At 64.4% G+C, this 14,673-nt stretch carries 13 protein-coding genes; 9 read left to right on the plus strand and 4 right to left on the minus strand.

The window, feature by feature from the left end; all coding sequences use genetic code 11:
- Window positions 1-206 precede the first annotated feature (206 nt).
- Genes LB524_RS26960 through LB524_RS26970 form a run of 3 tightly spaced genes read left to right on the plus strand, consistent with a single transcriptional unit; the run spans window position 207 to window position 2,221 of the window.
- Entirely contained in the window at window positions 207-1,541 is a 1,335-nt protein-coding gene (locus LB524_RS26960) for an NAD(P)H-dependent oxidoreductase (protein WP_224531356.1), read from the plus strand.
- 45 nt (window positions 1,542-1,586) lie between these two features.
- Window positions 1,587-1,829, plus strand: coding sequence for a type II toxin-antitoxin system VapB family antitoxin (locus tag LB524_RS26965; RefSeq protein ID WP_015316285.1), 243 nt, complete (start codon window positions 1,587-1,589; stop codon window positions 1,827-1,829).
- Window positions 1,829-2,221, plus strand: a complete 393-nt coding sequence (locus tag LB524_RS26970) for a type II toxin-antitoxin system VapC family toxin (RefSeq protein ID WP_015316286.1) — start codon at window positions 1,829-1,831, stop codon at window positions 2,219-2,221. The genes LB524_RS26965 and LB524_RS26970 overlap by 1 nt, the downstream gene beginning before the upstream one ends.
- A gap of 10 nt (window positions 2,222-2,231) precedes the next feature.
- Here LB524_RS26970 and proC read toward each other — a convergent pair whose 3' ends face one another.
- The 3 genes from proC to LB524_RS26985 are packed head-to-tail and all read right to left on the minus strand — an operon-like array spanning window position 2,232 to window position 5,403.
- Complete coding sequence (gene proC, locus LB524_RS26975; protein WP_140876774.1) at window positions 2,232-3,047, minus strand: pyrroline-5-carboxylate reductase; 816 nt, start codon at window positions 3,045-3,047, stop codon at window positions 2,232-2,234.
- Window positions 3,048-3,107: 60 nt separating this feature from the next.
- Window positions 3,108-4,436, minus strand: coding sequence for an O-antigen ligase family protein (locus tag LB524_RS26980; RefSeq protein WP_224531359.1), 1,329 nt, complete (start codon window positions 4,434-4,436; stop codon window positions 3,108-3,110).
- Window positions 4,405-5,403, minus strand: a complete 999-nt coding sequence (locus LB524_RS26985) for a glycosyltransferase family 2 protein (RefSeq protein ID WP_224531362.1) — start codon at window positions 5,401-5,403, stop codon at window positions 4,405-4,407. The genes LB524_RS26980 and LB524_RS26985 overlap by 32 nt, the downstream gene beginning before the upstream one ends.
- 171 nt (window positions 5,404-5,574) lie before the next feature.
- Here LB524_RS26985 and LB524_RS26990 point away from each other — a divergent pair, with 171 nt between their 5' ends.
- From LB524_RS26990 to LB524_RS27000, 3 genes are read left to right on the plus strand one after another with little or no spacing between them, the layout of a single operon-like run.
- Window positions 5,575-6,747, plus strand: coding sequence for a glycosyltransferase family 4 protein (locus tag LB524_RS26990; RefSeq protein WP_224531365.1), 1,173 nt, complete (start codon window positions 5,575-5,577; stop codon window positions 6,745-6,747).
- Window positions 6,744-7,550 (plus strand): WecB/TagA/CpsF family glycosyltransferase, encoded by an 807-nt coding sequence (locus LB524_RS26995; RefSeq protein WP_224531366.1) that lies wholly within the window; start codon window positions 6,744-6,746, stop codon window positions 7,548-7,550. The genes LB524_RS26990 and LB524_RS26995 overlap by 4 nt, the downstream gene beginning before the upstream one ends.
- A complete protein-coding gene (locus tag LB524_RS27000; RefSeq protein ID WP_224531368.1) occupies window positions 7,547-8,473 on the plus strand; it encodes a DUF6492 family protein in 927 nt (308 codons plus the stop codon). Before LB524_RS26995 ends, LB524_RS27000 begins: the two co-directional genes overlap by 4 nt.
- 5 nt (window positions 8,474-8,478) lie before the next feature.
- Here LB524_RS27000 and LB524_RS27005 read toward each other — a convergent pair whose 3' ends face one another.
- Window positions 8,479-9,774 (minus strand): lipopolysaccharide biosynthesis protein, encoded by a 1,296-nt coding sequence (locus tag LB524_RS27005; RefSeq protein WP_224531370.1) that lies wholly within the window; start codon window positions 9,772-9,774, stop codon window positions 8,479-8,481.
- Window positions 9,775-9,974: 200 nt separating this feature from the next.
- Here LB524_RS27005 and LB524_RS27010 point away from each other — a divergent pair, with 200 nt between their 5' ends.
- The 3 genes from LB524_RS27010 (at window position 9,975) to LB524_RS27020 (ending at window position 14,672) form a co-directional block, all read left to right on the plus strand.
- A complete protein-coding gene (locus LB524_RS27010; protein WP_224531372.1) occupies window positions 9,975-12,566 on the plus strand; it encodes a GumC family protein in 2,592 nt (863 codons plus the stop codon).
- 179 nt (window positions 12,567-12,745) lie between these two features.
- Window positions 12,746-13,645 carry a bifunctional methylenetetrahydrofolate dehydrogenase/methenyltetrahydrofolate cyclohydrolase FolD gene (folD, locus tag LB524_RS27015; protein ID WP_140660787.1) on the plus strand — a complete coding sequence of 300 codons (900 nt, stop codon included), beginning with the start codon at window positions 12,746-12,748 and terminating at the stop codon, window positions 13,643-13,645.
- A gap of 28 nt (window positions 13,646-13,673) precedes the next feature.
- On the plus strand, window positions 13,674-14,672 hold the full coding sequence (locus tag LB524_RS27020; RefSeq protein WP_032922464.1) for a GlxA family transcriptional regulator: 999 nt from the start codon (window positions 13,674-13,676) through the stop codon (window positions 14,670-14,672).
- Window position 14,673: the final 1 nt, after the last annotated feature.

A 14,673-nucleotide genomic window follows, 5' to 3' on the forward strand; every position in this document is an offset into this window, starting at 1 on the left:
ACATTTGCCTTTGTTGGCAAACGAATGTTTTATTGAGACTGTTCGCGACAATGTCAATTGGCAAGCCTTTGGGCCAATCGGCCAAGGCGACGACGCTTGTCACGGGTCATTTTCGTTGGAAATCGCCGGTCGCGAGCGGTTTTGTTGGCACAGGGGAATGGTCCCTGCTAATTCGCGTCCAGACCAAGAAGCTGTGGACATCCCGCATGACCAATGTCGCCTTGACCGGGCTTGCCCGCGATCTCGCCAGACGTGCCGCCGAGGGCCGCCCGGTGCGCATCGGCATCATCGGCTCCGGCGAAATGGGCACTGACCTCGTCACGCAAGGCATGCTGATGCCCGGCGTTGCGGTTTGCGCCGTCTCGACCCGGCGCCCGCACACCGCGCGTGACGCCATCCGCATCGCCTACGGTGACGAGGCGATGGCGGTCGAAGCCGACACCGCGTCGAAAGTCACCGCGGCGATCGAGGTTGGAAAAATAGCCATCACCTCGAACGAGATGCTGGTCACCAACCCACTGATCGATGTCGTCATCGACGCCACCGGCAAGCCGGGCGTCGCCGCCGATTTCGACCTGATGGCGATGGAGCACGGCAAGCACCTGGTGATGATGAATGTCGAGGCCGACGTCACCATCGGCTGTTACCTCAAGCAGCAGGCCGACCGGCTTGGCGTGGTTTATTCGGTCGGCGCCGGCGACGAGCCGTCGAGCTGCATGGAACTGATCGAGTTCGCGTCCGCACTCGGCCTTACCATCGTCTCGGCTGGCAAGGGCAAGAACAACCCGCTCAACCACGATGCCGTGCCTGACGACTATCGCGAGGAAGCGACCCGCCGCAACATGAACCCGCGCATGCTGGTCGAGTTCGTCGACGGCTCCAAGACCATGGTCGAGATGTGCGCCATCGCCAACGCCACCGGGCTGGTGCCTGACGTGCCCGGCATGCATGGTCCCAAGGCCGACCGCGATGACCTCGTCAAGGTGCTGATCCCGCGCGAGGATGGTGGCCTCCTGCTGAAAAAAGGCGTCGTCGACTACACTATCGGCAAGGGTGTGGCGCCCGGTGTCTTCGTCATCGTCGAGGCGACGCATCCGCGCATCATTGAACGCATGGACGACCTGCATATCGGCCGCGGTCCCTATTACAGCCTGTTCCGGCCCTACCATCTGACCTCACTGGAAGTGCCGCTGACGGCCGCTCGCATCGTGCTGTTCGGCAAGCCCGACATGGTGCCGCTGCCGCGGCCGGTTGCCGAGGTCTGCGCCGTCGCCAAGCGCGATCTCGCCGCCGGCGAGACCTTCGATGCGATCGGCGAGACCTGCTATCGCTCCTGGACCATGACCGTCGGCGACGCGCATTCCGAGCGCGCCGTGCCGGTCGGCCTGCTTGAGGGCGGCAAGGTGCTGAAGCCGGTCAGGAAAGGTGCACTGCTGACCACCGACAATGCAGCGCCAGACCGGACGACCAGTCTGTTCGCGCTGCGCCGCCTGCAGGACGAGATGCTGTACGGAAACAAACCCGTTGTGGCGCCGTCATGACAGATGCGCTATATTGTAATGGCAGATGACGCCGAGGATCGACCAATGAACCTCCAGATCAGGGACCCGCGTGCACGTGAACTGGCACAGCGGCTCGCCGCCAAACGCAAGATTTCGATGACCGAGGCGGTGATCGAAGCTCTTGAGTCCGAACTGAAACGGGAAAGTGGACGCGCTCCGTTGGCGCAGCGGCTGGCTGCCATCGCCGATGAACTCAAAGCCAGAGCTGGCCAGGGCGGCCGGCCCGTACACAAGGATGAGATCGATGAGATGTGGGGCCACTCCTGATGTTTGTCGACACCTCGGTGGTCGTCGCAATTCTTTCGGGAGAAGGAGATGCTGGCGAGTGGAGCAACCGCATCGCGGTAGCACCTCGCAGGATTACTTCCGCGCTGGTGGTGCTCGAAGCGGCTATGCGGCTTTCAACTATGCTGGCCGTCGAGCCGCTCGTCGCTGAAGTGGCGATAGAGGCTTTTCTGCGCGAGGCCGAAATCGAAATCGTTCCCATCGACGCCGGCGACGCCAAGCTCGCGGTCCAAGCTTTTTCAGACTATGGAAAAGGACGCGGGCATCCCGCCCAACTCAACTTGGCCGATTGCCTGTCCTACGCTTGCGCAAAGGGCCGCGGCTCTGCTCTGCTCTACAAAGGCAACGACTTCTCGCATACCGATCTGGCCTAGGGAGTCTGCTCTATTTCCCTAGTTCGATCGACCGCAGCCGCGCCGCTTCCACCGCTTGCGTAAGGAGATTGGTCAACCGGTCATCGCCCATCAGCACGCCAAGCGCCGCCGCCGTCGTGCCGTTGGGGCTGGTCACCTGCTTGCGCAGCACGGCCGGGTCCTCGCGGCTTTCGGCGGCGAGCGAGGCCGCGCCGTAGACGGTCTGCATGGCGAGCAGCCTGGCGGTCGCCGCCGGCAGGCCGGCCTTCTCTGCGGCCACCGTCAGCGCTTCGATAAAATGGAAGATATAGGCCGGACCCGATCCGGACACGGCGGTCACCGCATCCATAAGGCCCTCGTCGTCGACAGTGGCCACTTCGCCGCTGGCCGACAGAAGGTCGGCGACGAAGCGCTTGGCGTCGGCGGAAACCAGGGGATTGGAAAACACCACCATCATGCCCTTGCCGATGGCCGCCGGCGTGTTGGGCATGCACCGCACAACGGGGGCGCGGTTGCCGAGGATGCCCTCGAAGGTGGCGGACGGCGTGCCGGCGGCAATGCTGACGAAAGTGGTGCGTCCATCGCCGAAGCGCTTGTACGCGGCGGTGACGTCGCGGATCACCTGAGGTTTCACCGCGATGACGACCAGATCGGGCACGGCATCCGCCGGAATGGCCCCGGCATCCGCTGCCGAGCCGCAGCCAAGCGCCACTGCGCGATCGCGCAGCTCGGCATTGGGCTCGACCACGAAAACCGCCGAGGGTGCAAGCTTGCCGGACTTCAGCCAGCCCGAGAGCATGGCGTAACCCATATTGCCGCAACCGGCGAGAACAAGCCTGATCGTCATCGAGAGCCCTCCGAGGAAAGGCCATGACATAGACGCTCGCGGGTCGGTGGGGAAGCCCTCTCAGGACCGCTGAACAGGCGTGCGCACCGCGATCGGCCGCAACGACACTTGCCTGAGGCCCAGCACGCCGAGCACGAAGAACAGCCAGACCGGATCACCGCGATGGAAGAAGAAGCTCTCGAGAAAGGCGTTGAGTGCGGTGAACAGCACCACCATCATGAAGAAATCGCCGAGATAGATGTTCTCCTTGCGCGGCGGAATGCGCATATAGTCGCGCAATGGTGCGATGAGGAAGGTGTAGACCGCCACGCAAAGGGCAGGGATGCCCATCAGCACCGCGATGTCGAGATAGCCGTCATGGCCGTGCACGATGGTCCTGATGTCCCACGGGCGATCGAAGGGTTGGTCCTGGTTGAGCAGCAGCGGCGTGCCCCAGAAGCTCTCATAACCGTAGCCGGTCCACGGCTTCTTCGCCAGCATCGAGCCGGCGAACTCCCACAGTGTCGTCCGGCCGGTATAGGTGAGGTCGGGGAAGTAGATGGCCGCCAGATGCTTCACCGGCGGCAGGAAGACGATGCCCAGCGTGCCGACCGCCGTGGCGATGATCGCCAGCATGAACAGGATCGGCGTACCGAGCCGCATGCCCATCAGACTCGGAAACATCACGATCAGGATCGAGAACGGCACCAGCCCGGCGGTGGTCTTGGAGCCGGTGTGCAGCATGAAGATCATCGCCGCGCAGAAGAGACCCGCGCCCCACCAGCGCTGGCCGCGCCGGTAGAGATAGAGCCCGGCGAAGCTGAAGCAGGCCATGATCGGGCCGGCGATGTTCTTGTGGGTGAACACCCCGCGCCACAAGCCGGCATGTTCGGGCTCCTGCGAGTCAGCCGTGTGCATCGCCTCGTGCGGAAAGACGATCAGGCCGAGATAGGACAGGCCCATGACCACGACCGCGGTGAAGATGATGACCCTGGAGAAGGACTCCGCGTCGCGGGGTAGCGCCAGAATCGTCGCCATCGTCAGGATGCCGATCATGGTGAAGGACGCCGCGCGCATTGCCGAGGGCGGATCGGTCGCCAGCACCACCGACAGGAAGAAGAAGCCCAGCATCAGTATCCAGGACGGGCTGAGCAGCGAGCGCACGACGCGCGGATCGGCGAAGGCCATCAGCGCGAAGATCGAAATCCCGCCGAGCGAGCCGAAGCCGAGTTGATTGACGATGTCGCCCCCTTCGCCGGTGAGTTCGGCGCCGGCCGGCTGGAACGGGCGGAAGGACACCATGATGACGGTGAACAGCAGCGCGGCGATCGCGGTCGCCACGCCACCGCGCGTGAACGCGGCGCTGAGCGGCGCGCGCTCAGTTCTTCTCAGGCTGGCGGTATTGCTCATTGGCATATCCGAATTCGGCCAGCACGCGGCCCAGCGCCACATGGACGGGGTAGATGGCGGCCGCCGGGGATCCCGTGCGCGCCAGCCGCATGATGCCGCGAAGCGGCGAGGCGGCAAGCAGCGCCAGGCTCCTGGCGAATACCTTGGCGCCGGCGAACGGCATCCCGGCGCGCCTCTTCTTTTCCACCAGTGTCGAGATGACACCGTTGCGTAGGCTGCGGGCGCGGATCCAGTCGGTCTCGACCCGCCTGGCCGGAACGGTCTCCCGCACCTTGGCTTCGGCGCACCAGCCCAGCACGAAGCCGCGTTGCGCCGACCGGCTGAGAAAGTCGGAATCGCCGCCGCCCATGAAATTGAATCTGAGATCGAGGAAGGGCGGCCCCATCGCGGTCAGCACGTTGCGCCCGACCAGAAGATTGCCGGACGAATAGAGCGCGGGCACCCGTCCCGTCTCCCGGTAGGGGGGTGCGAAGACGGGATGCTCGGCCCATTTGGCATGGGCAGGATCGGCAAAAACGGGCACCTGCGGGCCGCCGACGATATCGGCGGCGAGCGTTTCGGCGGCGTGGCACATCCGCTCCAGCCATTGCGGATCGGCGGTCTCGTCATCGTCGATGACCAGCAGGTGCTTGAAGTACGGGAACTGCAGGATCGCCGTCTGCCAGCCGGCATTGTAGGCGCTGCAATTGCCGCGCTCATGCGCGATGATGACCATGCCAGGTATCTCGCCGCGCTCGAACAGCGGCAGCACCGCCTTGGCGCCCTCCCGCGCCTCGGCCTCGTTCTCGATGACGATGACGGCAAAGCGCCTGTCGGTTTGCTGCGCGCGCAGCGACGCCAGTGTCTCCAGCACCTGCTGCGGCCGCTTGAACGTCGGCAAGGTGACGATCGCTTCGACGGCCTCCACGTCGAGCAGGCGAGATCGTCCCGCGATCGATACCGAACCGTCCAATGGCAAAGGGATCATCCGTGTCCAGCCGCGTCGTGAGTCGCGTTCTGGTAGCACCACGATGATAAGGTTTCGTTAATCACCTTGCACGGAGAGGCCCGCCAGACATGGGTTTTGGGGCGTTGAGCGTGCTCGTTTAATCAAGGGTTCACCGCGCTTTGCTACCGGCTACACCACAGGATAGGTAAGATGCATCTGCTGTTCGCCACATCGATCGTGCCCGACGGTGCTCTCGCCTCGGGCTACGAGATAGCCAACGCCGCGATTATCGCCGCCCTGCGGCGCGCCGGCGCGCGCGTCACGGTCATCGGCTTCACCTGGCCCGGGAAAGCCGCGGCCGATCCCGAAAATACCGTGGTGCTGGGGGCGGTCGACGTGCGCACCGAAAGTGCTTCGCCGCTGCAAAAGCTTGTCTGGGTCGGCAAGGCGATGTTTTCAGGCCTGACCTTCGCGTCGGTCAAGTTGCGTGCGGTGTCCAGCCACGATGTTCAGGCCGCCCTCGAACGAGCCGGTCCGTTCGATGGCTATGTGCTGAATTCCGTGCAGTTCGCCGGTGCTTTCGAACGGGTCTTCGAAGACCGGCCTTCGATTTTCGTCGCCCACAATGTCGAGCATCTCTCGGCGCGGGAGAACGCCGTTGCCGCCGCCGGCATTTTCCAGCGCCTGCTGTTTCGGCGCGAGGCAAGGCTGCTCAAACTGGTCGAAGAGCGCCTCTGCCGCCGCGCGCGTTTTGTCTTCACGTTGGCCGAGGAGGATCGCGGGGCACTTGGCGTCGCCTCGGATGATCGTTCGGCGGTGCTGCCGCTGGTGACCGGCGCCACGGCGCCAGTTCGGAACGGCCGGCGCGCGATCGACTGTGACGCGGCCCTGATCGGCACCTGGACCTGGCAGCCGAACCGCATCGGCCTCGACTGGTTCCTGGGCAAGGTGGTGCCGCATCTGCGGCCTGGTTTCCGCATCCGCATAGCGGGTCACATGCCTTCCGGCGTCACCTCCGCGCATCCGGGCGTCGAGTTTGTCGGCCGTGTCGCGGATGCCAGGGCTTTCGTGCGCGGCGCGGCCGTCATCCCGCTGATCAGCACCGCGGGCAACGGCGTGCAGCTGAAGACCATCGAAACCTTCGAACTTGGCCTGCCCTCGGTGGCCACCAGCCGGTCGCTGCGCGGTATCGGTCATCGCCCCGACAATTGCGTCGTCACCGACGATCCGGCCGGCTTCGCCCGGGCCCTGGAGGCAGCCGCGGCCGACATTCACGATGTCGATGGCAGCACCTTCCATCGCCGGCAGGTCAAGGCGCTCGACGCCGCGGTTCGTGTCGGTCTCGAAAAAATCGGCGCCGTGCGGGAGGAGGTGTTTGCATGAACATGCACGCCGCCCGCGCCGCGTTCGGCTTTGACAGCCTGAAGGCAATCCTCGGCATCCCGGTGCTGGCGATCCGCTGGGACGATGCGATTGCCTTGCTGAACCGATTGATCGCCGAGCGGCGCTTCACCAAGGTCAGTTTCCTCAACGCCCACAATGCCAATATCGCCCACACCGACCCGGTGTTCGCCGAGGCGCTCGACGATTTCCTCATCCTGCCGGACGGCATCGGCGTCGATCTCGCCGCGAAGCTTCTCTACGGCGCGCCGTTTCCCGACAATCTCAACGGCACCGATTTCGTGCCGGCCTTCCTGCAGGCTTCCAAGAGGCCGCTGACGGTGGGACTGCTCGGTGCGACCCGTGTCAACGCCGAGGCGGCGTCGATGAAGCTGGCGGCACTTGCCGTGCAGCACAACTTCGTGGTCATTCACGACGGTTATTTCTCCCCCGCGCAGGAGCCGGAGATCATCGACCGGATCGCAAAGCTACGGCCTGATATGCTGCTGGTCGCGATGGGCGTGCCGCGCCAGGAATTGTGGATTGAACGTCACATCGACGAACGCCATTGCACGCTGCCGATCGCGGTCGGCGCGCTGCTCGATTTCCTGAGCGGCTCGGTGCCGCGCGCGCCGCTGTGGATGCGCCGCCTGCGGCTGGAATGGCTGTTCCGGCTGGCCGTCGAGCCCGGCCGGCTCTGGCGCCGCTACGTGGTCGGCAACCCCCTGTTCCTGTGGCGGGTCGTCAAGCAGAAATGGGCGCGCGGCGCCGAGGCCGTCACAGATGCTCCCGGAGAGTTTCGTTGAACAAGCGGTTCGTCCCAGACCCGCTGGCCGGCCCAGGCCTGTTGCCGAAGGCGCCGACAGCAGCGGTTGTGACGGCAAGCTACGCCCCGGATTTCGAACGCTGCCGACTGCTGTGCGAAACGCTTGACCGGCATGTCTCGGGTGCCGCGCACCACTACATTCTGGTCGAACATCGCGACCTTGCGCTTTTCCGCCAGTTGCAGACCAGCCGCCGTTCGGTCGTCGATGAGCGGGATCTCCTGCCGCGCTGGCTGCGCGCCTTCGACGATCCGCTCAGCCTGTTTCGCCGCCGCGTCTGGCTCAGCCTGAAAACCCAGCCGCTGCGTGGCTGGCACGTGCAGCAGCTGCGCCGTATCGCCATATCGGCGCACGCAGGGGAAGATGTGCTGATCTTCTGCGATTCCGACGTCGCTTTCCTGAAGGCGTTTGATTGCGGTGCCTTCTGGCGCGATGGCAAGGCGCGTTTGTTCCGTCGGGATGGCGTGCTCGCCGATGACGGCCATGACGAGCATCGCTTGTGGTCGTGCAATGCCGGAACGGCACTTGGCATCGATTCGTCCCGGAGATCGGTCCATGATTATATCTCGACGCTGATCGCCTGGCGCCGCGACACGGTGCTTGCCATGTGCGGCCGGATCGAAAAGGTCCATGGCCGCGACTGGGTCGAGGTCATCGGCTCGGCGCGCAAATTCTCCGAATGCATGATCTACGGACGCTATGTCGACGATCTGCTGGACGGAGCCGGCCACTTCCACGGTTCGGAAGAATTCTGCCGCGTCCACTGGACGGGCGAGGCGCTGTCGGACGACGAGTTCCGCCGCTTCGTTGCCAGCATGGCGCCAGAGCAGGTGGCAATCGGCATGCAGTCCTTTATCGGCACCGATATAGGCCGGATCCGACGCCTGATCGGGCTTGATCGCTGATTGTCCTAGATTGCCTTGGCCGGTCTGCGCAGCGCCGAATAGGTCAGCAGCATGGACGCGAGGTAGAGCAGCAGGAAGACGATGTTGAGCGACAGCACCAGATCAGATGTTTCGGAAATGGTGGTCAGCACATAGATTAGCAGCAGCGCCTTGAGGGCGGCGAGCAGGCCGAGATTGAGCGCTCGCACCAGCGTCTGGCCGCGCGCGAAAAGAAGCTCGGCCTGGTATTCGACCAGATTGCGCAGTCCAGGCACGCAGATCGCCAGCGCCACCAGGGGTGAGGCCTCGGAAACATTCCTGCCGAGCGCGTTGGGAAAGAAATGCAGCACGATGCCAAGCGCTGCCAGCGCCAGCGTTGAAACGAGGAACACGCCGCCCTCGATGCCGCTCTTTATCGCAAGGCGCGACAGCAGCTCCGGCGCGCGCATCATGCGCTGCACGAGCATCATGGAGAAGGTACGGATGGGGATCGCCGTCAGGTCGACGAGCCGCATGATGATGGCATAGATGCCGGCCAAATGCGGGCCGCCGATCGCCAGCACCAGCAGCTTGTCGAATTCCGATTGCAGGTAGAACAACACCTCGGCGCCGGCCACATAGATGGAATCGGCGAGCCGCCGCAGATAGAGTTCGATGCGCAGCCGCAGCCGCTGGCGTGGATAGAACCAGCCGAAAGCCAAAAGCAGCGAGGCGGCGTTGGCCCCTATGTAGAACCACGACCACATCCAAATGCCATGCTGTGGCGAGACCATGAACAACACCGCGCCAAGCGCCCGCAGTGCGGTGGCCAGGATCGCCAGCACGGCTGCACGGCCGAATTTGCCCAGCCCGTTGTTGACAATCAGCGCCACTTCCACCGGCCGCCACAGCAGTGCCTCGGCAAAAACGATGGCCGTGAATACCGACAGCGGCACGGTGCCGGCAAAGAAGATCAGGTAGACGCCGAACGAGGCCACGGCCAAAAGCGGCAGCGAGACGGCGCCGAGCAGCAGGAAACCCGCCGTGAACGTGCCGATCAGATTGGGGCGGATGGTGGCGGTGCGGTAGAGTGCCGAAATGAAACCGAAGGCGAGAAGCCTCGACAGCGTGACGCCGGCCGCCGAGGCGGTGGCGAACATGCCGAACTCTGCGATCGACAGCGTATTGGCGAGCGCGATGAAATAGGCGAGTGAAAACACCAATCGCCCGCCGGCGCCGCTGATCGCCGAAAAATAGTCGCGCACCAGCCCCCGCCGTTCGGCCATCAAGGTGCCGATCCGCGCGAAGGTCCGCCTTTGCGGTATGTCGCTGGCCTCAGTCATACGTCGAGGAAAATGCATAGGCTGGAAAGTTTAACGCGCCGTTCTGAAGCGTTTAGTTGTGTTGAAAATTCTTACAATCATGACGTGAATTCTTGCCGTCCTCTTTCGAAAATTAACCTTTTGTTTCCTATGCCTGTTTAGCGTGGCTTAACGAATGGCCGACCGCCGCTGCCAAGCGGCCAAGAGTAAAGCTCCACGACATGGTCGACAGGGAAAACCGTGAAGACTGGAAGCGCGAGCGCTCCTTGCTGGCGCTTGGCGAAGCCGTGCGTGGCGAGGACGATGCTTCGCTGGTGTCGATAGGAGACCGCGCGGACCCTTCATGGCGCGAGGATGCCGCCACGCGCCATCGCCTGGCTCGTTCCCGTCGCGAGACGAGGGCGAGCCCGCCTCGATCGGCAGCTGAGAACGCCGAACGGTCTCGCCTGGACGAGGAGCAGCCGTTTGAACCTACCGGCGCCTGGCGTTCGCGGCGGGAAACCCGCACTGGCGATTTGCCACCCGACATGCCGCAAGCAAGGCCCGCCCCGGAGGAACCTTCGGGCACGGGTGGCGCCCATGATGCAATCGGGTCCCGCGCTACGGGCGGAGCCGACCCGTCCTCCAAGGGCGGGGCCGACAGTCAGCAATGGAAGCCGCTGATCGATCCGATGCTGGTCGTTCGCGGCGTTGCCAGGTCGAAGCTGCTGATCGTTGCGACCACGATACTGGGCGCTGGACTTGGCGTTGCCATCGCCTTGTCGATGCCGAAGAAATACGAAGCCACGACCGAACTGATCATCGAGCCGGGCGACCTGAAGCTTTCCGACCGCGATCTCACCCAACCGGTAGGCCAGCCCGATGCCGCGCTGGCCGTCGTCGAAACCCGGATCAAGATGCTCACCTCGGGCACCGTTCTCGATCAGGTCGTCAAGAATCTCAACCTCGTCAACGATCCGGAATTCAATGGCCAGGGCTCCGGCGGCCTCGGCGTCATGTCGCTCATCCGCTCGATCGTGTCACGCAACGATGGGCCGGGCGGCGTCGATGAGGTTCGCCGCCAGGCTCTGGCTGTCGGCAATCTGGCCAAGAGCCTGTCGGTCGAACGCAGCGGCAAGACGTTTGTCATTTCCGTCAGCGCCGTAACCCAGAACGGCGACAAGTCGGCGCTCATTGCCAACACGACGAGGACCGTCTTCCAGCAGGAAGCCGCCAAATACCAGTCCGACATGGCCGGACGCGCGACGAACGAATTGACGTCCAAGCTCGATGATCTGCGCAAGGGGGTCGAGGCGGCCGAACGCAAGGTCGAGGATTTCAGGGCCACGCATGGCCTGGTCGACGCGCAAGGCCATCTGATCAGCGACGATCAAATGCTGAAGCTCAACGAGCAGCTCTCGGTCGCCCGCGCCCGCACGCTGGAACTCAACGCCCGGGCGGCGTCGGCGCGTTCGCTGGACGTCAATTCCGTTCTGACCGGCACGTTGCCTGAAGAGATCAACTCCAACACCATGAGCGATCTGCGCTCGCAATATGCAACGCTGAAGCAGGAGGCCGATCGTGCCGCGGTCCGGCTGGGACCGCGGCATCCAGAACTCCAGGCCCTCGACGCCCAGATCGCCGGCGCGCGCGAGCGCATCGCGGCCGAACTGCGCCGCATCGCCTCTTCGCTGCAGGTCGACTTGAAGCGCGCGGTTCAGCTCGAACAAGACCTCGCTTCCCGGCTGGCCCAGGCAAAGGTCCAAAGCGGCGACGTCAACAGCGACCTGGTTGCCCTGCGGGAGCTGGAGCGCGAGGCCACAGCCAAGCGTTCCGTCTACGAACAATATCTCCTGCGCGCCAAGGAGACTGGTGAACAGACGGGCATCAACACGACCAACATCAATGTGATCACTCCCGCCCAGGCTCCACTCGAGCCAAATGGACCCTCACGGGCCTTGGTGGCGCTGGCCGGCCTGCTGCTTGGCCTTGCCGCCGGGGTTGGCCTCGGCGCTCTGCGTGGCACCTATGACAGCCTGCGCGAGACGGCAAGCGCGCGCTCACGCCGCGAGCGCAAGGTGGACGAACGCAAGTTGGCTGACCAGAGAGCGCCTCGCGAGGAGCAGGCATTCCGGGCGGAGCCTCCGCCAGAGCCACCGATGGCGGCAGCGCCTGTGCCGCCGCCGCCCGCACCACCGCCGCCGGTCACGCGGACCGAGGCCGCTCCCGCCGAAAGCTCCGGGAGGATCGGCGCACTTATGTCGAGAATGCGCAAGGCCATGTCCCGCAAGCCGTCCGCCGAAGCCGACGACGACATCTCCAGCGGGTTCGGCCTGCCCGCCTTCGCCGACAACGGACGGCCTGTCAACGCTCCGCTATTTCCTGGCCATCCGGAGTCCGGTTTCGGGCCTCGGCAGGCGGCCGGCCTGGATTATTCGCAGTCACCCTTCCAGCCGGGCCCCGATGCGGGGTATGGGCAGCGGATGACCTTGCCTTCGCGCTCGCCCCTGATGCCGCAACAGGCAACGTACCCGGCTCCCCCGTTTCCGTCCTCTCCCTATGCACAGCCGTTGGGCTACCCCCAGGCGCAGCCCTGGTCGCAAGCGGGCCATCCCTCCACGCAAAGCTCAGCGGGACGTTATGCGACGCAGATGCCGTATCCGCCGCCGCCCGCTCCTCCGGCGCAGCCACCGGCCGCCCCGCCCGCGAGGCCGACCCCGGTCGAGGAGGGTGGCGAACAAGCATCGGTCGAAGAGATTCGCGCCAGCCTGCGTGAATTCCGCGAAGCGGTCCGCGAACTCACGGAAAACCGCACCCGCCGCCGCTACTTCTGAACCATCAGATAGGCTGCGGAGGCCGAACAAAACCGTGCCGGTTTCGCGTAAACGGCATGGGAAGGCGCTTTGACGGGATTGCGAGCTTGTATTTTCGTGACAATGCCGCGCTGCAGATTGCCTGCGCCGCGGCATTATGTTCTCGAAGCGGCGTTGGGCGGAACGATGTTGAGGGTGGCATGGCCGAAGTGATTGACGGAAAAAGCGTTGCCGAAGACGTGGTGCGGACGGTCAAGGCGCTGACCGCCGAGCTGGTCGCCAAGGGCCAGGCCAAGCCAGGCCTGGCCGTGGTCATCGTCGGCGAGGATCCGGCGAGCCAGGTCTATGTCGCCTCCAAATCCCGTACCGCCAAGGAATGCGGCTTTCATTCGCTTCAGCACACGCTGCCGGCGGAAACGTCCCAAGAGGCGCTGCTCAAGCTCATCGCCGAACTCAACGCCGATCCTGAAATCAACGGCATCCTGGTCCAGCTTCCGCTGCCAGCCCATGTCGATGCCGGCAAGATCATCCAGGCGATCGCGCCGCACAAGGACGTCGACGGGTTCCATTTTATCAATGTCGGCAAGCTCGGCACCGGTGAACTCGACACGGCCTTCGTTCCCTGCACGCCCGCCGGCTCGATGCTTTTGATCGAGCGCGTGCGCGGCAAGGATCTGTCCGGCCTCAACGCCGTTGTCGTCGGCCGCTCCAACATCGTCGGCAAGCCGATGGCCAATCTGCTGCTTGCCGCCAACTGCACCGTCACCATCGCGCATAGCCGCACCAAGGACCTGCCGGCGCTTGCCCGCACGGCCGACATCCTGGTCGCCGCTGTCGGCAGGCCGGAAATGATCAGGGGTGACTGGGTCAAGCCTGGCGCCACCGTCATCGATGTCGGCATCAACCGCATTCCCGCGCCCGAGAAAGGCGAGGGCAAGTCGCGTCTCGTCGGCGATGTCGCCTATGCCGAAGCGGCCAGGGCGGCCGGCGCGATCACTCCGGTGCCCGGCGGCGTCGGGCCGATGACCATTGCCATGTTGATGGCCAATACGTTAGCTTCGGCCTACCTTGCGGCCGGACTGAAGCGGCCTTCCTTCTGAGCCCGGGTTGACCCTGAAAGCCGCAGCTTTGCCGAACCCCACTATTTCCCCGGAACGGCCGGTCACGAATGATCCCGTTCAAGGCGGCCGGCAGTTCGCTTTCCTGCTGGTCGACAAGTTTTCGATGTTCTCGCTGGCCGCCGCGATCGATACGTTCCGGTCGGCGAACCGCCTGCTCGGTCGCGACTTCTACGGCTGGACAACTGTGTCGGCCGATGGTGACCCGGTGATGGCTTCCAACGGCCTGCCGCTCAAGATCGACTACGCCGTCGCCGACCTGCCGCCGGTCGATATTCTCTTCGTCTCGGTCGGCTTGACGACAGAATTTCCGGGCAAGAGCAAGGTTCTGGCCGCCTTGCGCAGCTGGGGCCGGCGCGGCAACGCGCTTGGTGCCTTGTCGGTCGGATCCTACTTGCTGGCCGAGGCCGGCCAGCTCGAAGGCTATCGCTGCACCATCCATTGGGAAAACCGCGCCGGCTTCGTCGAGCGCTTTCCCGACATCAACTGCACGGGCAACGTCTTCGAGATCGACCGCAAACGCTACACCTGCGCCGGCGGCACCACCTCGATCGATCTGATGCTGGAGATCGTGCGTGGCGATTTCGGCTCCAACCTCGCCAATGGCGTCGCCAACCAGTTCCAGCACGAGCGCATCCGCTCCGCTGGAGACCGCCAGCGCGTCGGGCCGGAGCGTGACCTCACCGGCAAGTCGGAGAAGTTGCGACGCATCGTCGAATTGATGGCCGACCATCTCGACGAGCCGCTGTCGGCGGTACAGCTCGCCAAGTCGGCGGGCCTCTCGGTGCGCCAGGTGGAGCGGCTGTTTCTGCGCCATCTCAACGTCACGCCGGGGCGCTACTACATGCGGCTGCGGCTGGAGCGCGCGCGCGAATTGCTGCGCCAGACCAACATGCCGATCCTCGACGTGGCGATCGCGACCGGCTTCACCTCGCATTCCTATTTTGCCCAGAGCTATCGGCTGCAGTTTGGCCGCCCGCCCTCGGAAGAGCGCCGCACGACATACTGAA

The sequence above is a fragment of the Mesorhizobium sp. ESP6-5 genome, from assembly GCF_020164695.1.
Classification (GTDB): Bacteria; Pseudomonadota; Alphaproteobacteria; order Rhizobiales; family Rhizobiaceae; genus Mesorhizobium; species Mesorhizobium australicum.

What these genes read in the sequence shown, in the direction of transcription:
- LB524_RS26960 (WP_224531356.1), top strand. Translation starts at nt 207, where the DNA reads ATGACCAATGTCGCCTTGACCGGGCTTGCCCGCGATCTCGCCAGACGT.
- LB524_RS26965 (WP_015316285.1), top strand. Translation starts at nt 1,587, where the DNA reads ATGAACCTCCAGATCAGGGACCCGCGTGCACGTGAACTGGCACAGCGG.
- LB524_RS26990 (WP_224531365.1), top strand. Translation starts at nt 5,575, where the DNA reads ATGCATCTGCTGTTCGCCACATCGATCGTGCCCGACGGTGCTCTCGCC.
- LB524_RS27005 (WP_224531370.1), bottom strand. Translation starts at nt 9,774, where the DNA reads ATGACTGAGGCCAGCGACATACCGCAAAGGCGGACCTTCGCGCGGATC.
- LB524_RS26980 (WP_224531359.1), bottom strand. Translation starts at nt 4,436, where the DNA reads ATGAGCAATACCGCCAGCCTGAGAAGAACTGAGCGCGCGCCGCTCAGC.
- proC (WP_140876774.1), bottom strand. Translation starts at nt 3,047, where the DNA reads ATGACGATCAGGCTTGTTCTCGCCGGTTGCGGCAATATGGGTTACGCC.
- LB524_RS26970 (WP_015316286.1), top strand. Translation starts at nt 1,829, where the DNA reads ATGTTTGTCGACACCTCGGTGGTCGTCGCAATTCTTTCGGGAGAAGGA.
- folD (WP_140660787.1), top strand. Translation starts at nt 12,746, where the DNA reads ATGGCCGAAGTGATTGACGGAAAAAGCGTTGCCGAAGACGTGGTGCGG.
- LB524_RS26995 (WP_224531366.1), top strand. Translation starts at nt 6,744, where the DNA reads ATGAACATGCACGCCGCCCGCGCCGCGTTCGGCTTTGACAGCCTGAAG.
- LB524_RS27010 (WP_224531372.1), top strand. Translation starts at nt 9,975, where the DNA reads ATGGTCGACAGGGAAAACCGTGAAGACTGGAAGCGCGAGCGCTCCTTG.
- LB524_RS26985 (WP_224531362.1), bottom strand. Translation starts at nt 5,403, where the DNA reads ATGATCCCTTTGCCATTGGACGGTTCGGTATCGATCGCGGGACGATCT.